Below are 22,511 nucleotides of genomic sequence, written 5' to 3' on the forward strand. Positions count from 1 at the left end.
TTTATTCTATGACTATAGTAAAAACATTGAATAATAAATTTTCAGTACTAAAATTAGATTGTTTTTAAATATTTTTAATTAAAAAAACTTTGAATACTAGTTAAAAAAAGGTTATTATTATAAATAATTTTTCTTATAGCGTAAAGTGGAAATCATTTTCTTACAGCGATAAAGTAGACTGATCAACCATTAATCCTACACCCATAGTTGTTGATAAAACTATTTTTTTTATATATATCCCTTTGGATTGCGGCGGTTTTGCTTTTTTAATAGATTCTAAAAACACATTTAAATTTTCTTTTATCTCATTTTTATGAAAATTAATTCGACCAATTGTAGCATGAATAATCCCGTTTTTATCATTTCGATAACGTACTTGTCCTGTTTTTGCATTTTTAATGGCTTCAGCAATATTTGTTGTTATTGTTCCTAATTTAGTATTAGGCATTAAGTTGCGAGGACCTAGTATTTGTCCTAGTTGTGTTACTATTTTCATTGCATCAGGGGTCGCAATAACAACATCAAAATCAACACCTTCTTTTTTAATTTTTTCCGATAAATCCTCCATCCCTATTAATTCTGCACCTGCATCTTTAGCTATTGCAATATTATCACCTTGTGTAAATACGGCTACTCGAATAGAACGGCCGATACCATTTGGTAATACTGTTGAGCTTCGAATATTCTGATCGGATTTTTTAGAATTTATACCTAAATTAATTGCTATATCAATGCTTTCATTAAATTTTACTGTCGATGATTTTTTTAATAAGTCTATTGTCTCGTCAATATGGTGTAATTTTGCAAAATTAATATGTTCTTTTATTTTTTTCATACGTTTAGTTTTTTTATTCATTATTATCCCTCAATAATTAGACCCATAGATTTAGCAGTACCTTCTATAGATCGCATCATGTTTTCAATATTAGAACCAGTCATGTCATTATTTTTAATAATTGCTATCTCTTTGATTTGTGAGCGATTTATTTTTCCTATTTTTTCTGATTTATTTTTACTAGAACCTTTTTTAATTCCAGATAGTTTTTTTAATAATACAGAAGCAGGAGGAGTTTTTGTAATAAATGTAAATGAACGATCAGAATAAACTGTAATTATTACTGGTATGGGAAGTCCTTTTTCTATATTTTCTGTTTTTTTATTAAATAGTTTACAAAACTCCATGATATTCACACCTTTTTGGCCTAAAGCTGGACCAATTGGTGGACTAGGATTAGCTGCACCAGCTGAAACTTGTAGCTTGATATATGATTGTATTTTTTTTGCCATTATTTTCTCATTTTATATAAAATTTTTATTAAAATTTACAAGATATGTTAATTTTTTTCAACTTGTCTAAAATCTAGTTCGACCGGAGTAGATCTTCCAAAAATAGAAACAGAAACTTTCAGTCTACTTTTTTCATAATCAACTTCTTCTACAACACCATTAAAATCAGCAAAAGGACCATCATTGACGCGGATCATTTCTCCTGGTTCGAATAAGGTTTTTGGTCTTGGTTTATTACCAATTTTACGTAGTCTATTAATGATAATTTCTACTTCTTTGTCACTAATCGGTGAAGGTTTATCTGATTTCCCCCCAATAAAACCTAAAACTTTTGGGACATTTCTAATTAAATGCCAGGTTGAATCTGTCATTTTCATTTGTATCAAAACATATCCAGGAAAAAATTTATATTCGCTTTTTCTGCGTTGTCCACCTCGTATTTCAACAACCTCTTGAGAAGGGACCATTACTTCTCCGAATAAATCTTCCATTTGATTTAATTTCACATGTTCCCGTATTGATTGTGCTACACGACTTTCGAATCCAGAAAAAGCTTGTAATACATACCATCTCTTTTTTTGACTCTCATGCATTGTTAGAACCTTAAACTAATAATAAATGCTATTAAACGAAAGATTACACTATCTATACTCCATAAAATAAAGGATATAAAGATTGTTACAGAAATCACAATGAATGTAGTATATAAAGTTTCTTTATATTTAGGCCATATTATTTTTTGCATCTCTTTTTTGGACATTACTATATATAATAATATATCTTTTCCCTTTTTCGTGTATATCATAGTACCTATTGCACAGAGCATTAAACAGGATATAATAAATATACGTATAAATAATTGTGTCTCGTAAAAACACATATTAATAAAAAAAGATAGAATAAAAAATATAGATATAGATATCCATTTTACTTTTTCTGGAATTTTATGCTTATTTCGATTGTAGTGATGTTTATTCATAATTTCTCCTAAAATTATAAAATAATATAGAAAAAATATGTTAATACATAAAAAATTTCATTCTTTTTTTTATTTTTAAAAATTATATTTTCAAATGAAAAAAATTTTCGTTATTGTGAAAATTATAAACTATTAAAATAAACTATTTTTTTTTAAAATAGATTAATTTTTTTATGAAGTAAGTGTAGAAGTTTTAATATATAGAATATTTTAAAATAAAAAGTATTAGGTGAGAGTTATGATAAATGATTTGAAAAATATTTATTTAAAAAATTAAATTATTTTAGATGATATTAAATAAATTTTAGTTATTATGCTGATACCCAGGATTGAACTGGGGACCTCACCCTTACCAAGGGTGTGCTCTACCTACTGAGCCATATCAGCAGTTTTCATTTTTTTAGCGGACAGCGGGAATTGAACCCGCGTCATCAGCTTGGAAGGCTGAGGTAATAGCCATTATACGATGTCCGCATATTTTTATAGTTTTTATAGTTGGTGGTGGGAGAAGGATTCGAACCTTCGAAGTCTATGACGGCAGATTTACAGTCTGCTCCCTTTGGCCGCTCGGGAACCCCACCTTAAAAATAATTTTATGCCGGCTACCGGAATTGAACTGGTGACCTACTGATTACAAGTCAGTTGCTCTGCCTGCTGAGCTAAGCCGGCTATTTTTTATAATATTTTAGTTATTTTTTAAAATAACAATTTTAAATGAATTATATTATATAATTTTTCATTTGTATGCAAGTTTTTTTATTTAAAAATAATATTAATAGAAAGTATTATATTTTTTTGATCTGTATTTATATAACTTTCAACTTACTGTTTAATTTAAAAATTTTCGATGCTTTTATTTTTCCGGATGCTCCGATAAGATCTACTTCTGGTTCTAATAATATATTAAATTTTTTTAAAATACATTTGTGTATTATTTTAGCTAATTTTATAATTTCTTGAGCAGTGGCATTTTTTTTATTAATTAATATAAGTTTTTGTTTTTTATGAATAGCTGCATCGCCAATTTGAAGATGTTTAAATTTATAATTTTCAATTAACCAAGCAGCAGAAATTTTCACTAAACCGTTTTTTTGTGGATAATTTGGTACTTTATATAAATTTATTAGTTTTTGTGCTTTTTTCTTTTTAATTAGGGGGTTTTTAAAAAAACTGCCTGCATTGCCGATTTTTTTTGGATCAGGTAATTTTTTTTTACGTATTTTACATATTATATTGAAAATCTTGTATGCAGTTATATTTATTGGTGTAATATAATTTTCTAATGAAGAAAAAAGAATTGGACGCCATTTCTTTGACAGCTTTATCCCGACTCTAATAACAGCATGTTCATTTTTGTATTGATCTTTAAAAATACTATTACGATAGGAAAATTTACAAGAATTTTTATAAATTCTTTTAATTGTATTGTCTTTTAAAGACAATATATCAACGTATTGACATACATCTTTAAATTCTAATCCGTATGCGCCAATGTTTTGAATAGCTGCGGATCCTATACAACCCGGAATTAATGCTAAATTTTCTAATCCTAAAATACCTAAATTCAATGTTAATTTTACTAAATTATGCCATTTTTCTCCTGAAAAAACATGCAATAACCAAAAATTTTTTTTTTCTACTATTTTTATTCCTTTAATACGATTAATAATTACGACTCCTACATAATTTTCCAAAAATAATACATTACTTCCCTCTCCTAAAATTATATAAGGAATATTAGATAATTGGCAAATTTTAGATATATCAATTAGTGATTGAATCGTTTTTACAAAAATTATTTTTTTTGCTGTTACATCTATTGCAAATGTGTTTAAATCTTTTAGTGATTGACTAGAAAAATATTTTTTTTTATGCATAGAAAATCGATTAATAATTTTATTAGTTTTTTTATAATAATCAATACATATTCATTAGTATATAGTGATTTTTTTGAAAAATTTTAGATAAATTCATTTTAATGGAATTTTATAATGAAAAATTATTCTCAGTATCATCAAGATATAATGAATCAAAAATTAGAAAACATTCGCAATAATATACAGTGTTCTTTTGAATTTTTTCCGCCGAAAAATTCTTTTTTAGAAGAAAATTTATGGTCTACAGTTAACCGTCTTTCCTTATTAAAACCAAAATTTTTTTCTGTAACTTATGGCGCAAATACTGGTGAACGTGAAAAAACATATGATACTGTACAGAAGATATATAAAAAAACAGGTATTATTACAGCGGCTCATTTAACTTGTATTGATTCCACACCTCATAAATTAAAAGAAATAGCATACAATTATTGGAATAGCGGAATTAAAAGTATTGTAGCACTTAGAGGAGATACATTAGAAAAAGATTATAGGCATACTATGTATGCAGTAGATTTAGTTCTTTTATTAAAAAAAATAGCTGACTTTGACATTTCCGTAGCCGCTTATCCTGAATTACATCCTGAATCAAAAAACGTTAAATCAGATATACTGAATTTAAAGAAAAAAGTTGATGCAGGTGCGAGCAGAGCAATTACTCAGTTCTTTTTTAATATTGAAAGTTATTTGCGTTTTCGAGATAATTGTATTAAAAATAAAATAAATATTGATATTATACCAGGTATTTTACCGGTATGTAATTTTCAGAAATTAAAACGTTTTTCAAGTATGACTAATGTTAAAATTCCAAAATGGATGCTTGATATGTTTAATGGTTTAGATGATGATATATTCACACAGAAAATAATTGGTTCTAGTATAGCTATAGATATGGTAAAAAAATTATCTTGTGAAGGAGTAAAAAATTTTCATTTTTACACTTTAAATCAGTCTGATATTACTTATTCTATTTGTCATATCTTAGGTCTATAAAAATCTTTAATTTAATAACAAAATTTATTTATTAATTTAGTAATAATGTTTTTTGTGGGTTGAATAAAATAATGTTCTAAATATTCATCTGGCTGATGTGCTTGTTCAATAGAACCTGGTCCTAATATTAAAGTAGGTGCAATTCTTTGAAGAAAAGGTGCTTCTGTACAGTAATTTACTGCTGCACTATTGAGTTGACATAATTTTTCGACTATTTTAATAGTTCCGCTATTATGCGGACATTCATAAGCAGGAACAGAAGAAAAAAGTTTTTTAATAAAGATACGATGAGACCATTTTTTCATGATTGTTTCTAATTTTTCTTTAATTACAATTTCAATTTGTGTTAAAGTGAGTCCAGGTATGGGTCTTATTTCAAAATTTAATATACATAAAGGACAAATTCGATTAATTGCACTACCTCCGTGTATAGAAGATAAATTCATGGTTGGATATGGAATAGAAAAGTTTGGATGCTGGTATTCTTCTTTAAAATACTTTTTCAAAATCAATAAAGAACGAATAACATCATGCATAATTTCAATACTATTCACACCATGATCAGGATTACTAGAGTGTCCCGTATCTCCAATGACTTTAATTGAATAAGACATGTGACCTTTATGTGCATTGATTAGCTTTAAAGATGTTGGTTCTCCAATTATTATGCAATCTGGTTTAATAATAGTCGATTGTATAAAATTTCTAGCTCCAGACATATCTGTTTCTTCGTTAGCAGTAGCAAGAATATAAATTGGTTTATTTATTTTTTTTATATTTATAGAAGATATTACTTCTAATATAAGAGCAAAAAACCCTTTCATATCTACGGCTCCTAATCCATAAAATTTATTGTTAGTTTCAGTTAATTTGAAAGGATCTTTTGTCCATTTTTTTTCATCAAAATCTACCGTATCTGAATGTCCAGACAATAAAAGACCGCCATTTCCTGAACCAACACAAGCTAACATGTTATACTTATCAGTATGTGGAATTTGATAATTTTTTACTGAAAAATTTAAATCAGAAAAGTAGTTAGACAGTAGATCAATGAAATTTTTATTACTTTGATCAAGTAGTTTGTTATTACTGCTAATTGTAGGAATTTGAATTAGTGACTTATAAACTTCAATAAAAGAAGGTATTTTTCTTATCATACTAGAATTTTAAAAATTTATATTATTATTGTAATGTAAAATATTTTATTCATAAATAGATAATTGATCAATATTTTAATAATATAAAATATATTTTTTATAAAATTTAATACATTATTTTATCTATAAAAGAGTAATTTTTTTAAGGTTTATTAATTTTATGTTAAATGTAGTAATTGTTGGTGCTAGTGGATATGCTGGCGCAGAATTGGTTAACTATATGCACCGTCATAGGTTTGCTAATATAAAAAAAATATTTGTATCAAAAAATAGTTTAAATATAGATAAATTGTTTTCGGATGTTCATCAACAATTTAAAAATATTGTGGATCTCAGATTTGATACAATACGTAATTGTACTTTAATTAAAAAAAATATTGATGCTGTTTTTTTAGCTACAGATCATCGTGTTAGTCATTCTCTTGTTCCTTTTTTTTTATCGTCTAATTGTATTGTTTTTGATTTGTCTGCTTCTTACAGAATGAACAATAAAAAAGTGTATTTGGATTATTATGGCTTTGTTCATGAATATGAAGAACTTTTAAAAAATTCAGTTTATGGATTAGCAGAATGGGAACAAGAAAAAATTAAAAAAGCAAATCTGATTGCATTACCTGGGTGTTATGCAACTTGCATTCAATTAGCGCTCAAACCTCTTATAAAAGAAAATGTTCTTTGCGATAAAAATATACCAATTATTAACGCTATTAGTGGTGTTAGTGGTGCCGGTAGAAAAGCTTCTTTAAATAATAGTTTTTGCGAAGTAAGTTTACAACCATATAATATTTTCACTCATCGTCATACGCCTGAAATTATAGAAAAATTAGGTGTTCCAGTAATTTTTATCCCACATTTAGGCCCTTTTTCTCGAGGTATAATTGCAACTATTACATGCAAATTAAAACCTAATGTTAAATCAATTGATATACACAATATTTTCAATAAATTCTATAAAAATAAACCGTTAATTCGTATATATAAAAAATATTTACCTAGTATTAAATCAGTTGAAAAACAACCATTTTGTGATATTGGATTTGTAATTAAGGACGACTATATAGTAATTGTGGCAGCAGAAGATAATTTGTTAAAGGGTGCTGCTGCTCAAGCAGTACAATGTTTTAATGTTCGTTTTGGTTTTTCTGAAACGGAATCAATTATTTAATTAATAATCAGGCGTTGATAATGAATCCTTTAGTTATTAAATTAGGCGGAGTACTTTTAGAAAGTGACGATGCTATGAAGCGTTTATTTGAAGCTTTAGTTGATTATCAGAAATTTTATAAGCGTCATGTGTCAGTGATTCATGGGGGAGGTCGTTTAATTGACAATTTAATGAATAAACTGTCTTTACCAGTTAAAAAGAAAAATGGCTTACGTATTACTCCGTCTGAACATATCAATATTATTACAGGAGCTTTAGCTGGAACTGCTAACAAAACTTTACTTGCGTGGGCATTAAAATATAATATTAATGCTATTGGATTATGTTTAGCAGATGGAGGAAGTGTTGATGTAGAAAGATTAGATGAAAATTTAGGTCATGTAGGTAAAGCGATACCGGGATCACCATTATTTTTAAAAAAACTCTTTAAAGAAGGTACTATTCCAATTATTAGTTCTATAGGAATTACTAAAGATGGTTTATTAATGAATGTAAATGCTGATTTAGCAGCAACAGCTTTAGCAACCACTTTACAAGCTAATTTAATTTTATTATCTGATATAAGTTCGATATTAGACGGCAAGGGACAAAGAATCACAGAAATTGATAGCATTCAAGCTGAAAAATTGATTATGCAAGGAATTATTACTAATGGTATGATTGTTAAAGTACGTGCTGCTTTAGAAGCTGCTCGAGTTTTACGTCGTCCTGTAGATATAGCAAGTTGGCAAAATACAGAAAAATTAAAATTATTATTTAATGGTGTGAATATTGGCACTCGAGTTTATGTATGATATTACTATAAATATAGTAGGTTTAAAAAATGATAAGAAAAAAAAATAATAAAGTTGTTTTAGCTTATTCTGGCGGTTTAGATACTTCTGCAATTATTCCATGGCTTAAAGAAAATTATAATTTTGAAGTTGTTGCTTTTGTAGCAGACATAGGACAATCAAAAAAAGATTTAAATGGAATTGAAAAAAAATCTTTAGAATCTGGCGCATCTAGTTGTCATGTTTTTGATTTAAAAGAAGAATTTATAGAAAATTATGTCTATCCTGTACTAAAAACTGGAGCTTTATATGAAGGCAGTTATTTGTTAGGAACAGCAATGGCCAGACCTATTATTGCAAAGAAACAAGTAGAACTCGCATTGAATATTGGAGCAAATTCACTATGTCATGGTGCTACTGGGAAAGGAAATGACCAAGTACGTTTTGAAATGGCTTATGCCGCTTTAGCTCCGAATTTAAATGTAATTGCACCGTGGCGGGAATGGAATCTTAATTCACGAGAATCATTATTAAAATATTTAGATAAAAAAAACATCTCTACAACAGCAACATTAGAAAAAATATATAGTAAAGATGAAAATTCCTGGCATATTTCAACTGAAGGAGGTTTGCTAGAAAATCCTTGGAATCAATCTAATGAAGATTGTTGGAGCTGGACGGTTAATCCTGAGGATGCTCCAGAAAAACCGGAATATGTTTCATTGCAATTAAAAGAAGGCTGCGTAGTATCCGTTAACAATCAAAAATTAAATCCGTTAAAATGTGTAGAAGAATTAAATAGTTTAGGTGCTAAACATGGAATTGGTAGAATTGATATTATTGAAAATAGATTAATTGGAATGAAATCTAGGGGATGTTATGAAACACCTGGAGGTACTATTATTATGACAGCTATAAAAGCCATCGAACAGTTAGTTTTAGATCGTGAAAGTTTTCGATGGAGGGAAAAAATAGGTTTAGAAATGTCATCTATTGTTTATGACGGACGTTGGTTTTCTCCAATACGTAAATCTTTACAAGCCGCTGCTGATTCATTGTCTTTGGAAATAACTGGAGAAGTAATATTAAAATTATATAAAGGCTCTGTCACAGCTGTTCAGAAAAAATCTCCTAATTCCTTATATTCTGAAGAATATGCCACTTTTGGTGAGGATAAAGTGTATAAGCAATCTGATGCAGATGGTTTTATTCGTCTTTTTTCTCTTTCTTCAAAGATACGAGCACAAAATATGTTGAAGTAGTTTTAAAAAAGTCACAAATATATTTACAGAATTTTACATTTAATTTTTTCAGTTTTTTATAGAGATAATATATGGGACTTTGGGGTGGACGATTCATTAATGAATCTAATAAATTATTTAAAGAATTTAATAGATCTTTATCTTTTGATTATATTTTAGCAGAAGAAGATGTAATTTCTTCAGTTGCTTGGTCTAAAATTTTAATGAAAAGCAAGATTATTACTGAAAAAGAACAGATTACAATAGAGTCTGCACTTTTTGAACTACTTAAAGAAATTAAAGAGAATAATCAAAAAATCCTTAAAAGCAAGTGCGAAGATATTCATAGCTGGATAGAAGAAAAGCTTATTCAAAAAATTGGTATATTAGGTAAAAAATTACATACTGGTCGGAGTAGAAATGATCAAATTACTACTGATTTAAAATTATGGTGTAGAAAGAAAATTCATCTTTTATTAGAAAATATTATTGAACTGCAAAAAACATTTATTTTAAGTGCTGAGTCTAATCATAATATCATCATGCCAGGATATACTCATCTACAACGAGCTCAACCGATTACTTTTTCCTATTGGTGTTTAGCTTATGTTGAAATGTTCAGACGAGATTTCAGTCGTTTAAAAGACGTCCTGAAACGATTAAACGTTAGTCCTCTAGGTTCTGCTGCTCTTTCTGGAACCGCATGGAAAATCAATCGTGAAGAATTAGCTTTATCTATGGGATTTGACTCTGCAACTAACAATGCGCTTGATACTGTTTCTGATCGAGATTATGTCGTTGAATTATTGTCCTCTGCATCAATTAGTATGATGCATCTATCACGTTTTTCTGAAGATATAATTTTTTTTAATTCTGGTGAAGCTGATTTTATTGAATTATCTGATACAATTACATCGGGTTCATCATTAATGCCTCAGAAAAAAAATCCAGATGCACTAGAACTTATTCGAGCCAAATGTGGTCGTGTTCATGGTTCATTGATTTCTATTTTAGTTATATTAAAATCCCTTCCTTTATCTTATAATAAAGATATGCAAGAAGATAAAGAAGGTTTATTTGATTCAATAAAAACATGGAATGATTGTTTATGTATGGCTATTTTAGTATTGAAGAACATGCAAATAAAAAATGAATCATGTCGTAAAGCTGCAGAAGAAGGATATTCTAATGCAACAGAAATCGCGGATTATTTGGTAAAAAAAGGAATTGCTTTTCGTGAAGCACATAATATATCGGGTCAATTAGTTCTTAGAGCTATTAGCGAGAAAAAATCTTTAAACGAACTGAAACTATCTGTTTTTCAAATGTATAGTAATCTCATAAAAAATGATATATATAAAAATATTACTTTAGAATCCTGTCTTGAAAAAAGAATGTCTAAAGGTGGTGTTGCACCATCTCAAGTATATGAAGAAATTATAAAAGCAAAAAAAAGATTGAATATTTTTTAAAGTAGGATACTTGTTAACTAGCATTTAAAAATTATTTAAATGCTGAGTTAATAACCTTATCAAGTATAGGAGAGTGGATATATGCAGGATGTAATATTTTTCTTGAGTAAACACATTTTACTAATTAGTATATGGATTTTTTGTTTTATTGCAGCCGTTTTTTTTATAACTAGAACTCTTTTGTCGAAATCTAAAATGATTAATAATTTTCAAGCAATTAAATTAATTAATCAAGATAAAGCTATTGTTGTTGATACTCGTTCTTTAGAATCATTCAAAGAGGGTCATATTCTTAATTCTATTAATGTTCCGTTAAAAAATATTTTTTTAGGAAAAATTAAAGAGATAGAAATATATAAAATGTTTCCTATTATTCTTGTATTAAGTGACACATATAAAGTTAATGCATGTATTAAAAAGTTTTTTGAATATGGATTTAATCGTGTTTATATTTTAAAAAATGGTCTATATTATTGGAAGACAGACAATCTTCCACTTATTGTTAACGATAAATGATTTTAAAAAGTATAAAATGATCTTTTTATTAAAATATCTTCTTTATAAATTAATTTTATAAACAATATCAACTTATATCTTTTTATTATTTTTTTTTGGATCCGTTATGTTAGAAGAAAAAAAAAAACAAGAATCTTTTGAAATCCAACGTATTTATATAAAAGATGTTTCCTTTGAAGCTCCGAATACACCAAATATTTTTCATGTTAATTGGATTCCTACCATTAAATTAAATTTAAATACTACTACTAAAAAAATAAAAGAAAATATTTTTGAAGTTGTTTTAATGGTTAAAGTAACAGTTAAAATTAAAGAAGACTTAGTTTTTTTATGTGATATAGATCAAGCTGGTATTTTTTTTATTGCAAACATTAATGAGAAAAGATTAAAACATTGTTTATATTCTTACTGTCCAAATATTCTATTTCCCTATGCGCGTACATGTATATCTAATCTAGTATCTTGTGGCAGTTTTCCACAGATGAATCTCGCTCCTATTAATTTTGATGCTCTCTATCATGATCATATTAAATAAAAAAAATATAAAAATATAAATTACGAATATACTCATTTTTATAAGATAATAATATAATTTTTTAGTATAAAAATACTATAAATATTTTGTAGGAGAAAATTATGTGTATTTTGAAAATATCAAGAATATGGAATAAAATACTCTACGATGTTTCTTTTTTATTAAAAAAAGAACCAATTTTATCAGATTTTTACCAAAGTAGTATTTTACAACACCAAAGTTTTACAAGTTCTTTAAGTTATATATTATCAAATAAATTATCTACATCTATGATTTCTGAAAAGAAAATACAAGGTATATTTGATGATGTATATCTGAATGATCGTTCTATTTTAAATTTTATAGTGCAAGATATTAAGGCTGTACTAAAACGAGATCCAGCAGTAAATGATTATTTAACACCTTTACTTTATTTAAAAGGTTTCCATGCACTAGAAGCTTATAGAATAAGTCATTATCTCTGGAATACAGGGAAAAAATCATTATCTCTGTATCTGCAAAGTAGAATCTCTTCTGAATTTTCTGTAGATATTCATCCAGCAGCGTTTATTGGATCTGGTGTAATGCTTGATCATGCAACTGGCATTGTAATCGGAGAAGGTGTGACTATAGAAAATGATGTATCAATTCTTCATTCGGTTACTTTAGGAGGAACTGGTAAAAACTTTAGCCAAAATAGACATCCTACTATTAGAAAAGGCGTTGTTATAGGGGCGGGTGCCAAAATTTTAGGAAATATTGAAGTAGGTTCAGGCGCGAAAATAGGTGCGGGATCAATAGTTTTAAAAAATGTTCCTTCAGATGTAACAGTTGTAGGAGTACCAGCGAAAATTGTTAGTCAAGTATCTAGTAAAAAGTATTATTCTCAGAAGAAAAAAAATAGTTTAAAATATATAAATATATTTCAACACGGAGATGGTATTTAATTTATTTCTTATATAAAATAAAAACTTCTGTTTTGTTCGAAAAAAATATAGTGGTTAGACTAATACCAGTACAGAAGCTTTATTTTATATTTAATTCTTCTATTTTTAATCGTCTAAAAAACTGCGCAAAACTTCTGATCTGCTGGGATGACGTAGTTTTCTAAGTGCTTTTGCTTCTATTTGACGAATTCTCTCTCGAGTAACATCAAATTGTTTTCCAACTTCTTCTAAAGTGTGATCAGTATTCATATCTATTCCAAAGCGCATACGGAGTACTTTTGCTTCACGAGCTGTTAAACCTGATAGAACATCATGTGTTGCAGAACGTAAACTTTCAGAGGTAGCAGAGTCTAATGGTAATTCCAAAGTAGTATCTTCAATAAAATCACCTAAATGTGAATCATCATCATCTCCAATAGGTGTTTCCATTGAGATCGGTTCTTTGGCTATTTTCAATACTTTTCTAATTTTATCTTCAGGAATAAGCATTTTTTCAGAAAGTTCTTCTGGAGTCGGTTCTCGACCTATTTCTTGTAACATTTGTCTAGAAATACGATTGAGTTTATTAATAGTTTCAATCATATGTACTGGAATACGAATTGTACGAGCTTGATCAGCAATAGATCGAGTAATAGCTTGTCGAATCCACCAAGTAGCATAAGTTGAAAACTTATAACCACGACGGTATTCAAATTTATCTACAGCTTTCATTAAACCAATATTTCCTTCTTGAATTAAGTCTAAAAACTGTAGTCCTCTATTCGTATATTTTTTTGCGATAGAAATAACTAATCGTAAATTAGCTTCGACCATTTCTTTTTTCGCTCGTCTAGCTTTTGCTTCTCCAATAGACATTCTTTTATTAATATCTTTTACTTGTTCAATTGTTAAGCCAGTTTCTTCTTCTATTTTAATTAATTTTTTCACACTAATAAACACATCTTCTTTAACTTTTTTTAAGTTTTCAGACCATGGTTGATTTGTATTTTGTTCTCTTATAAACCAAAGATAGTTAATTTTTTTTATTGGAAAAATTTTAATAAAATTTTTTTTTGGCATTTTACATATTTCAACACATAATTTTATAATAATTCTTTCTTGTTTTCGTACTCTTTCCATCATATGTCTCATATTATTAACTAAATGATCAAATTGTTTTGGAACTAGTCGAAATTGTTTAAAAACTTCTGAAAGATTGTAAATTTCTAATAATGAATCTTTATGTGTTCGATTTTTATTTTTAATTGTATTATTTGTATTATTATATTGTATACGTAATTCAGAAAATTTTTCATTAGCTAATTCTGGATCAATACTATGATCATCTTCATGATCTTCTTGATTGTTTTCTTCGTCTTCTTCATTATTTTGTTGTTCATCAAGAAGTTCAGAACCTATATGAATAGCTGTAGGGGGGAAAATTTCTTCTGCATTGGGATCTACAAAACCTGTTATTATATCTGATAATCGTATTTGTCCAGTTTTAACACGATCATATTGTTCAAGAAGATATGTAATGGCTTCTGGATACTCTGATACTGAGCATTGAACCTGATTAATGCCTTCTTCAATACGTTTAGCAATATCAATTTCTCCTTCTCGTGTGAGTAATTCAACAGTACCCATTTCTCTCATATACATGCGTACAGGATCAGTAGTTCGTCCTAATTCAGATTCTACACTAGATAGTACCTGAGTTGCTGCTTCAACTGCATCTTCATCTGTATCTGTATTGATTTCATTTAATATTAGATCGTCAGCATCAGGTGCTTCTTCAACTACTGGAATGCCCATGTCATTAATCATCTGAATAATATCATCGATTTGTTCAGAATCAATAATGTCTTCTGGTAGATGATCATTCACTTCAGAATAGGTTAAATACCCTTGCTCCTTACCATGTGTGACAAGTAGCTTAAGTTGCGACTGTGGGTTTTGATCCATAATGTGGTATCCGGAATTCTATTAATTGAATGAATATTAATTGACTTTTTTGTCAATGATGAATAATAATAAAATTATTTTTAATATTTAAATAAATTAAAGAGTTTTTTAATTCATTAAACTTTTAGTATATTTAATTTTTATTATATTTTTTAATAAGTATAATTTTATCTTTTCGATAACTTTTTATTAATAGACCAAATCTCTTTTTTTTCATTCATTTGCAATCCTTTTTTTCTCTCTTTTGCAATAAGATATTCTCGTCTTTTTTCAAGGATTTTATCATGTATATTCATTAATAAATCTAAAAACATGTTTTGAGTTTCTTTTTGAATTATCATGTGATCCCATCGTGCTAAAATTTTTAAAACATTAATTATTGTAGTATTTCTGTATAGTTCTAATAATTGACCCGTATGAATATTAGGATTATCACGACATGTCTGTAATATTTCTAAAAAAATAGATAATCCTTTTATTTGTAAATTTTTAAATTTCATTGTCACAGGCACTAGTTTTGCTAAACTAGGATTTTGTACTAATAATCCTATTAAAGTACGCATGGGAGTACGTTTTATTTGGAAATATGTTTTTTGAGTATTTTTAGTTTCTTTTTCATATAAAAATTTTTCAAATTGATTATCATCTAAAATTCCTATCATTCTAGCTAATATTTGACGCAAATAAATTCTTATAGTGTCACTAGAAATCGTATTTATTAAAGGTAAAGCATGTACGCTTAAATGAAATTTGTCATCATCAGATGATAAATTGATATTTTTTAGTATATTTTTAAAAAAAAATTTTGACATGGTAATTGCGTTATCAATTCGTTTTTGAAATTTTTCTCTACCTTCTTTTCTAATAATTGTATCAGGATCTTCCTGGTTAGGTAATAAAATAAATTTTAATGTTTTTTTGTCTGATATATACGGCAAGGCTTTTTTTAAAGTTTTCCAAGCTGCATTTTTTCCTGCATCATCACCATCATAGCAACATATAATGATATCAGTATTTTTAAAGAGAAGTTGAATGTGTTCAGTTGTTGTTGAAGTTCCTAATATAGAAACAGCATAATCGATATTATATTGTGTTAATGTTATAACATCAATATACCCCTCAACAACCAATAAATATACAGGTTTTGAACATTTTTTTATAACTTGATATAATCCATATATTTGTTTTCTTTTATAAAAAATATCTGTTTCAGGTGAGTTAAGATATTTTGGTGACATATCATTTAATGAGCGGCCCCCAAAACCTATGATTCTGCCATGATTATCTTGTATAGGAAATATTATACGTCCTTGAAATCGATCATATATATATCCGTTTTTGTCAGTAGCAATAATATTGTTTATTAATAATTCTTGTTCAAATTCTTTACTTATATTTATTTTTTTATAAAATTCGTTCCATTTTAAACTAGAAAATCCAATTAAAAAAAAATCAATCATATTTTGGTTGATACCTCTTCTAGCTAGATATTTATTAGCTAAATGAGTAACATTAATATTTTTTTTGTATAATTTACATATTTTTTCCATTAATAAATATAACTTTTGTTTTTTAACATAAATAGAATTTTGTACTGTATTTTCAAATGGTATTTTAACACCATGTATTAACGCTAGTTCTTCGATGCTTTCTATAAAACTTAAATGTTCATACTGTATTAAAAAATCAATTGCGTTTCCATGTGCATTACATCCGAAACAATAATAAAATTGTTTTTCATTACTGACGGTAAAAGATGGAGTTTTATCATGATGAAAAGGACAATTTGTTTGATAATTTTTACCATATTTTTTTAATTCTAGACGTGTATTAATTAATTCTATGATATTAGTTCGAGACAGTAGTTCAGTAATAAAGTATTTAGGTATTTTTCCAGACATATAATTTTATAATTATAGAATTCGTTTCCGTTCTTGAACAAGAACGGCTTTTTTTATTTATTTTATGTTTTAAAACATATTTAGTACATACGAATACGTCTTGCATTTTCTCTTGTAAGTTTTTTTGCAAGACGTTTGACAGCCGAAGCTTTAGCTCGTTTGCGTTCGGTTGTAGGTTTTTCATAAAATTCTCTTCGACGAATTTCAGCTAAAATGCCAGCTTTTTCACAAGACCGTTTAAAACGGCGGAGTGCTACATCAAATGGTTCATTTTCGCGTACTTTTATTATTGGCATTCAAAATTTACCTTAATTATTTAATTTATGTGATAAAAAATTATCGAAATTTTTAGGATAATAGATCCTATATCAATTAGTGTGATATTGTAAAGTATCATTTTTTTATGTTTTAATGCAGTTTTAATTAAATATTTAGATTAGTTCATTTAAAATGAATGTTCATTTTAAAATTTATGTCAAATATATTTTTTCTTATTGTAAAAATTTATAATATATAGAGGTTTAAATTTATGAGAATATTAGGTATTGAGACTTCTTGTGATGATACAGGAATAGCTATTTATGATACTAACAAAGGTTTGTTAATTAATGAGATATATAATCAAAGAAAGTTAAACAATATATATGGAGGTATTATTCCAGAATTAGCATCTCGAGAACATATGGAAGCAATGATTGTTTTATTAAATAAAATATTTAAGAAAAAAAATATTTATAAATATGTTGATATGATTGCTTATACTGCAGGACCTGGTTTAATTGGTTCATTATTAGTTGGAGCTACATTTGCTTGTTCATTAGGGTTATCATTAAATATACCAGTTCTACCTGTGCATCATATGGAAGCGCATTTATTATCACCGATGTTAGACTATAAAACAATTCAATTTCCATTTATTGGATTATTGGTATCGGGAAAACATACACAAATTATAGGTGCACATAAATTTGGTGAGTATGAAATACTTGGAAATTGTTTAGATGATGCAGCAGGTGAAGCATTTGATAAGACAGCAAAATTATTAGGATTAAAATATCCAGGTGGTTTAGAATTATCTAAATTAGCTTCTAAGGGAATAAAAGATTATTTTTATTTTCCCAGACCGATGATACATCATTCTGATTTAAATTTTAGCTTTTCAGGTTTGAAAACTTTTGCAGCTCAAACGATTAAGAAATCCAGTAAAAGTATGCAAGAAAAAGCTAATATTGCAAAAGCTTTTGAAGATGCAGTAATTGATATATTATTAATTAAAACTAAAAAAGCATTAAAAAAACAAAAATGGAAACGTTTAGTTATAGCTGGTGGTGTTAGTGCAAATCAAAAATTACGTAAAAAATCCGAGATCATGGTTAAAAAAAATTTTAATGGAACAGTTTTTTATTCAAGTTTAGAATTTTGTACAGATAATGCTGCGATGATTGCCTATCTTGGTTCATTGCGTCAAAAAGAAGCGCGGAATTCTCAATTAGAAATATTGGTTAAACCAAAATGGTCTATAGATGATTTATGTTTTTAATATAAAAAATTAAGTCTTGTATGGTTAATACTTGCATTTTTTTATTTTCAGAAAATTTTATTATTTCAGGGGTACGAGCCATGGTACCATCTTTATTTGTTAATTCACAAATAACCCCGGCTGGTTTGAAACCTGCTAGAGAAACAATTTCTATAGCAGCTTCTGTGTGTCCTGGTCTTGATAAAACTCCGCCTTTATGAGCTCGCAGAGGAAATACATGACCTGGTCTATTTAAATCACTTGGTTTAGCGTCATCAGCAATAGCGGTTTTTATAGTAGTGAGTCTATCTTTAGCTGATACGCCAGTAGATATACCTTTAGAAGCTTCTATTGTGACTGTAAATCCGGTGCGATATGCGCTAGTATTTTTCTTAACCATCATAGGTAAATTAAGTTGTTTCCGTTTAGATTCGGTTATACAAAGACATACTATTCCACTACCGTACCGAATACTTAGAGCCATTTGTTCTACTGTCATATTTTCACATGCAAAAACAAGATCTCCTTCGTTTTCACGTTCTTCATCATCTAATATAATAACACCTTGTCCGGACTTCAAAGCAAGTATTGCATTTTTAATTCTTTCTATAGGTTTTCCAAATTTAGATAATAGTGTTTGATTCATTATAAAAATCTTAATAGAGTTAAATTATTTAAAAAAAGTTTTATTTATAGAAAAATTAGTTAAATTTTATGTTTGTATAGTTAATATATTATATATTGAATTAAATTTAAGAGCAATGTAGAAATTATTATATTGAATAATATTTTTTCAATTTTTTATCTATTAGCATTCTAAACAACATATTGATATAAAATTTTACTTCGATTTTTTTTTAAAAGCTTACTTGAAAAAATAGACCAAATAAAAATACAAAAATTAAATAACAGTACTTTTATTGATGGTTTAAAACAGAATTTAACTCATTAATATTCAATGTTTCAGTTCCAATTTTCTGTATAACAATACTGGCTCCAATATTGGCATAAAAACAAGCTTCTTCTAAAGAATATCCAGTTGCTAAAGATGCTGCAATTATAGCGATCACTGTATCTCCTGCACCAGTTACATCTGAAGCTATTTTAGATGCGGCAGGAAAATGTATTGGTTTTTTTTCTTTTTGAAATAGAGTCATTCCATTCTTAGAACGAGTAACTAATAAAGCTGATAACTGTAGTTCAGATAATAATTTTATCCCTCTTTGTAGTATTTCATTTTCTCTATAACATTTGCCAACTATCTTTTCAAATTCAAAAAGATTTGGTGTTAATAAACTAGCTCCCGAATATTTTTTAAAATCTATTCCTTTAGGATCTATAAGTATAGGGATAGACATTTTTTTTGCAAGATCAATAATATTTTGTATATTTGCCAAAGTGCCTTTTGCATAATCTGAAAGTACTAAAATTTTAAAAGACGATATTGAATCAATAATTTTTTGATGTAATAGATTGTTTTTATTAGAAATATATTTTTCTTGAAAATCCACTCGAATTAATTGTTTTTTCTCTGATAAGATTCTAATCTTAGTAATAGTTTTATTGTTTTTTATAGAGATTAAATCAGAATCAATTCGAATATGATCCATAAGTTTTTTTAATATTAATCCTTCATTATCCATTCCAATAAAACCAACAATTTTAGTATACCCCCCAATCTCTGCAATATTTTTAGCTACATTTGCAGCACCTCCAGGTTGTTCTTTGATTTTATTAATTGGTACAATTGGTGTTAATTGTTCAGATAGCATATAGTGATTTTTGCTATACCAATAACAATCTAGTATTAGATCTCCGACAACTAAAACTAGTGAGTTATTGAAATTTATTAATTTTTTCTTCATAGTGTTATCTCTGTATATTTTAAAGAATATAATGAAAATTAAAAATTCAATTTTTTTATAAATATAAACATTTGAAAGTTTAATAGATATTTTTTATTTAATATATAAATATTATTATATTATTGAATTGTGGAAAAATAATAAATAATTATATAAAAAATTCTATTTTTCTATTATAGAATAGAATTTTGTTTTTAGTATGAGAAAATTATTATGAAAATATATTTAGTAGGAGGAGCTGTGCGTGACTCCTTACTTAATTTACCCGTTAAAGATAAAGATTGGGTAGTAGTTGGTGGTACAGAAAAAATACTGCTAGAAAGAAATTTTCAGCAAGTCGGAAAAGATTTTCCAGTTTTCTTACATCCAGAAACACATGAAGAGTACGCTTTGGCAAGGAAAGAAAGAAAATCTGGAAAAGGATATACTGGATTTGATACTGATTGTAATTCAGATGTTACTTTAGAAGAAGATTTAATAAGACGAGATTTAACAATCAATGCTATTGCTCAAGATGAGTACGGTAATTATATTGACCCGTTTCAAGGTAAAAAAGATATAGAATGTGGTTTAATAAGACATGTATCAGAATCTTTTATAGAAGATCCATTGCGTGTATTACGTGTAGCAAGATTTGCTGCAACTTTAGTACATTTAGGATTTAAAATTGCAGAAGAAACTATGTTATTAATGTGCATTATAGTTAAAAAACAGGAATTGTCATATTTAACGTCAAACAGAATATGGAATGAAACTGAAAAAGCTTTGAAAACCCTTAACCCTCATGTATATTTTCAAGTTTTGTATGAATGCAATGCATTGCATTTTTTTTTCCCTGAAATGTATTTTTTATATGAAAAAAAAAATTTTTTAAACCGTTCTTTTTTCAAAAAATTCTGTAATAAGAATATTATATTAATGGGTTTGGCTGAAATATCACTTTTGAATAAAGATATCGATGTTCGTTTTTCTTATTTATGTCAATTTTTATCAGTTAATCAAATAGATAGAAATTATTCAAAAATATTTTTTGACTCATATGCGGCTTCTATTATTCATAGTGTATGTAAACGCTTTAAGATCCCATCTTATATTCGAGACATAGCAGTATTAAATACTGGTTTTTATTTTTTTTTAAATACGATTCATTATCAATCATCTAAAAATATTATAAATCTATTTTCAAAAGTTGATGCTTGGAGAAAACCTGATCGTGTAAAAAAATTAGCATTTTTAAGTAATTTTAATTTTTTAAGAAACTTTAAATCTGAATTTTTTTGTATAAAGTCTGGTTGTTTTTTAGAAAAATGTTTTTCTGTTGTAAAAAATGTTTCTATTAAATTAATTTTAAAAAAAGGTTTTAAGGGATATGAAATAAAACAAGAAATAACGCGTCTAAGAATTAAAAAATTAGAATTTTGGCGTATAAAAAATATTAAACATCGTTTCTATCTATGAAATCAATCTTTAATTAATATTTTAATCAATTAATAAAATAAATCAATCCAGATATGATAAAGCGATATATTCCGAAGAATATTAGTGACGTTCTATTGATTATTTTTAATAATTTTTTGATACACAATATAGATACTATAAAAGAGATCATGAATCCAATAAAAAATATTGGAAGATCTAATATTTTAAAATTATGCATATTATTTATAAAATCATAAAATGATGCTCCCATTATTAATGGAATAGATATTATAAAAGAAAATTCTATTGCAACTGATCGTTTAATTCCTAATAATATTGCAGTTCCTATAGTGGCTCCAGATCTTGAAAAACCAGGATACAAACAAAAAATTTGAAAAAACCCAATTATTGCGGATTGAAGCAAACTAATATCATTAATACTACACGTTTTATATTTTTTAGGTTTAAATATTTCAGATATTAATAAAAAAATTCCACCTAATATTAATGCATACATAACATTATATGTATTAAATAGTAGTTTTATTTTTTTATAAAATAGAAGTCCAAAAAATATTGTAGGTAAAATAGCAAGGAGAATATGAAGATTTTTTGTATTTGTTTTTTTAACATTTATGTTAAATTTTAATATTCTTAAAATTTTTTTATGAAAAAAATACAATATCGATAATGCAGAGCCGAATTCAATAAATATTTCTAATATTTTGGTATTTTCGTTATCTATTTTTAACCAATGAGAAGCGATAATCATATGTCCTGTAGAAGATATAGGAAGAAATTCTGTTATCCCTTCTATTACTCCGATAATAATAGAAACAATAACTTGATGTAGATCAAGCATATATTTTCCTGTTATAAAATAATTTTATTTTAGTATATATAAATTAAAACGGTACTAAATAATAGCACCGTTTTTGTATT

At 27.0% G+C, this 22,511-nt stretch carries 22 protein-coding genes and 4 tRNA genes; 10 read left to right on the forward strand and 16 right to left on the reverse strand.

The window, feature by feature from the left end:
• Window positions 1-160 precede the first annotated feature (160 nt).
• The 9 genes from rplA to murB form a co-directional block, all read right to left on the reverse strand.
• Window positions 161-856: a 50S ribosomal protein L1 gene (rplA, locus tag BU_RS00240; RefSeq protein WP_010895913.1), complete on the reverse strand. Its 696-nt coding sequence runs from the start codon at window positions 854-856 to the stop codon at window positions 161-163.
• A gap of 2 nt (window positions 857-858) precedes the next feature.
• Entirely contained in the window at window positions 859-1,287 is a 429-nt protein-coding gene (gene rplK / locus BU_RS00245; RefSeq protein ID WP_009873999.1) for a 50S ribosomal protein L11, read from the reverse strand.
• A gap of 47 nt (window positions 1,288-1,334) precedes the next feature.
• Window positions 1,335-1,880, reverse strand: a complete 546-nt coding sequence (gene nusG / locus BU_RS00250) for a transcription termination/antitermination protein NusG (RefSeq protein ID WP_009874000.1) — start codon at window positions 1,878-1,880, stop codon at window positions 1,335-1,337.
• Between the two features lie 2 nt (window positions 1,881-1,882).
• A complete protein-coding gene (gene secE, locus BU_RS00255) occupies window positions 1,883-2,266 on the reverse strand; it encodes a preprotein translocase subunit SecE (RefSeq protein ID WP_010895914.1) in 384 nt (127 codons plus the stop codon).
• Window positions 2,267-2,580: 314 nt separating this feature from the next.
• Window positions 2,581-2,653: transfer RNA gene (locus BU_RS00260), tRNA-Thr, on the reverse strand.
• Between the two features lie 15 nt (window positions 2,654-2,668).
• A tRNA-Gly gene (locus BU_RS00265) sits at window positions 2,669-2,740 on the reverse strand.
• A gap of 22 nt (window positions 2,741-2,762) precedes the next feature.
• A tRNA-Tyr gene (locus BU_RS00270) sits at window positions 2,763-2,847 on the reverse strand.
• A gap of 15 nt (window positions 2,848-2,862) precedes the next feature.
• Window positions 2,863-2,935: transfer RNA gene (locus tag BU_RS00275), tRNA-Thr, on the reverse strand.
• 137 nt (window positions 2,936-3,072) lie between these two features.
• On the reverse strand, window positions 3,073-4,143 hold the full coding sequence (murB, locus tag BU_RS00280) for a UDP-N-acetylmuramate dehydrogenase (protein WP_010895915.1): 1,071 nt from the start codon (window positions 4,141-4,143) through the stop codon (window positions 3,073-3,075).
• Between the two features lie 114 nt (window positions 4,144-4,257).
• Here murB and metF point away from each other — a divergent pair, with 114 nt between their 5' ends.
• Complete coding sequence (gene metF / locus BU_RS00285; RefSeq protein ID WP_010895916.1) at window positions 4,258-5,136, forward strand: methylenetetrahydrofolate reductase; 879 nt, start codon at window positions 4,258-4,260, stop codon at window positions 5,134-5,136.
• Window positions 5,137-5,147: 11 nt separating this feature from the next.
• Here metF and argE read toward each other — a convergent pair whose 3' ends face one another.
• Entirely contained in the window at window positions 5,148-6,293 is a 1,146-nt protein-coding gene (gene argE, locus BU_RS00290) for an acetylornithine deacetylase (protein ID WP_010895917.1), read from the reverse strand.
• 160 nt (window positions 6,294-6,453) lie between these two features.
• Between argE and argC the strand changes: the two genes are divergently transcribed.
• The 7 genes from argC to cysE all read left to right on the forward strand — a co-directional run bounded on the left by argC (window position 6,454) and on the right by cysE (window position 12,921).
• A complete protein-coding gene (gene argC, locus BU_RS00295) occupies window positions 6,454-7,458 on the forward strand; it encodes an N-acetyl-gamma-glutamyl-phosphate reductase (RefSeq protein WP_009874005.1) in 1,005 nt (334 codons plus the stop codon).
• Window positions 7,459-7,478: 20 nt separating this feature from the next.
• Window positions 7,479-8,252 (forward strand): acetylglutamate kinase, encoded by a 774-nt coding sequence (argB, locus tag BU_RS00300; RefSeq protein ID WP_009874006.1) that lies wholly within the window; start codon window positions 7,479-7,481, stop codon window positions 8,250-8,252.
• A gap of 29 nt (window positions 8,253-8,281) precedes the next feature.
• Window positions 8,282-9,493 (forward strand): argininosuccinate synthase, encoded by a 1,212-nt coding sequence (locus tag BU_RS00305; protein WP_009874007.1) that lies wholly within the window; start codon window positions 8,282-8,284, stop codon window positions 9,491-9,493.
• A 71-nt stretch (window positions 9,494-9,564) separates the two neighbouring features.
• A complete protein-coding gene (gene argH / locus BU_RS00310; protein ID WP_010895918.1) occupies window positions 9,565-10,944 on the forward strand; it encodes an argininosuccinate lyase in 1,380 nt (459 codons plus the stop codon).
• Window positions 10,945-11,025: 81 nt separating this feature from the next.
• Window positions 11,026-11,460: a rhodanese-like domain-containing protein gene (locus BU_RS00315; protein ID WP_010895919.1), complete on the forward strand. Its 435-nt coding sequence runs from the start codon at window positions 11,026-11,028 to the stop codon at window positions 11,458-11,460.
• Window positions 11,461-11,566: 106 nt separating this feature from the next.
• Window positions 11,567-11,995, forward strand: coding sequence for a protein-export chaperone SecB (secB, locus tag BU_RS00320; RefSeq protein WP_009874010.1), 429 nt, complete (start codon window positions 11,567-11,569; stop codon window positions 11,993-11,995).
• Window positions 11,996-12,096: 101 nt separating this feature from the next.
• Window positions 12,097-12,921: a serine O-acetyltransferase gene (cysE, locus tag BU_RS00325; protein WP_009874011.1), complete on the forward strand. Its 825-nt coding sequence runs from the start codon at window positions 12,097-12,099 to the stop codon at window positions 12,919-12,921.
• Between the two features lie 105 nt (window positions 12,922-13,026).
• On the opposite strand, the gene rpoD is transcribed toward cysE, so the two are convergent.
• The 3 genes from rpoD to rpsU all read right to left on the reverse strand — a co-directional run bounded on the left by rpoD (window position 13,027) and on the right by rpsU (window position 17,062).
• The gene (gene rpoD / locus BU_RS00330) at window positions 13,027-14,865 is read right to left on the reverse strand and encodes an RNA polymerase sigma factor RpoD (protein WP_009874012.1); all 1,839 of its coding nucleotides are present in this window, start codon (window positions 14,863-14,865) and stop codon (window positions 13,027-13,029) included.
• Window positions 14,866-15,032: 167 nt separating this feature from the next.
• Window positions 15,033-16,766 carry a DNA primase gene (dnaG, locus tag BU_RS00335; RefSeq protein WP_010895920.1) on the reverse strand — a complete coding sequence of 578 codons (1,734 nt, stop codon included), beginning with the start codon at window positions 16,764-16,766 and terminating at the stop codon, window positions 15,033-15,035.
• An 80-nt stretch (window positions 16,767-16,846) separates the two neighbouring features.
• Window positions 16,847-17,062: a 30S ribosomal protein S21 gene (gene rpsU / locus BU_RS00340; protein ID WP_009874014.1), complete on the reverse strand. Its 216-nt coding sequence runs from the start codon at window positions 17,060-17,062 to the stop codon at window positions 16,847-16,849.
• A gap of 233 nt (window positions 17,063-17,295) precedes the next feature.
• On the opposite strand from rpsU, the gene tsaD reads away from it, so the two are divergent.
• Window positions 17,296-18,306 (forward strand): tRNA (adenosine(37)-N6)-threonylcarbamoyltransferase complex transferase subunit TsaD, encoded by a 1,011-nt coding sequence (gene tsaD, locus BU_RS00345; RefSeq protein ID WP_009874015.1) that lies wholly within the window; start codon window positions 17,296-17,298, stop codon window positions 18,304-18,306.
• Here tsaD and ribB read toward each other — a convergent pair.
• Entirely contained in the window at window positions 18,284-18,931 is a 648-nt protein-coding gene (gene ribB, locus BU_RS00350; protein WP_009874016.1) for a 3,4-dihydroxy-2-butanone-4-phosphate synthase, read from the reverse strand. The two genes, tsaD and ribB, sit on opposite strands and share 23 nt — an antisense overlap.
• 271 nt (window positions 18,932-19,202) lie before the next feature.
• Window positions 19,203-20,150, reverse strand: coding sequence for a D-glycero-beta-D-manno-heptose-7-phosphate kinase (rfaE1, locus tag BU_RS00355; RefSeq protein WP_009874017.1), 948 nt, complete (start codon window positions 20,148-20,150; stop codon window positions 19,203-19,205).
• Window positions 20,151-20,363: 213 nt separating this feature from the next.
• Between rfaE1 and BU_RS00360 the strand changes: the two genes are divergently transcribed.
• The gene (locus tag BU_RS00360; RefSeq protein WP_009874018.1) at window positions 20,364-21,608 is read left to right on the forward strand and encodes a tRNA CCA-pyrophosphorylase; all 1,245 of its coding nucleotides are present in this window, start codon (window positions 20,364-20,366) and stop codon (window positions 21,606-21,608) included.
• A 25-nt stretch (window positions 21,609-21,633) separates the two neighbouring features.
• On the opposite strand, the gene BU_RS00365 is transcribed toward BU_RS00360, so the two are convergent.
• Entirely contained in the window at window positions 21,634-22,431 is a 798-nt protein-coding gene (locus BU_RS00365; RefSeq protein ID WP_009874019.1) for an undecaprenyl-diphosphate phosphatase, read from the reverse strand.
• Between the last annotated feature and the right edge of the window lie 80 nt (window positions 22,432-22,511).

The organism is Buchnera aphidicola str. APS (Acyrthosiphon pisum), from assembly GCF_000009605.1.
In the GTDB taxonomy this organism is placed as follows: Bacteria; Pseudomonadota; Gammaproteobacteria; order Enterobacterales; family Enterobacteriaceae; genus Buchnera; species Buchnera aphidicola_I.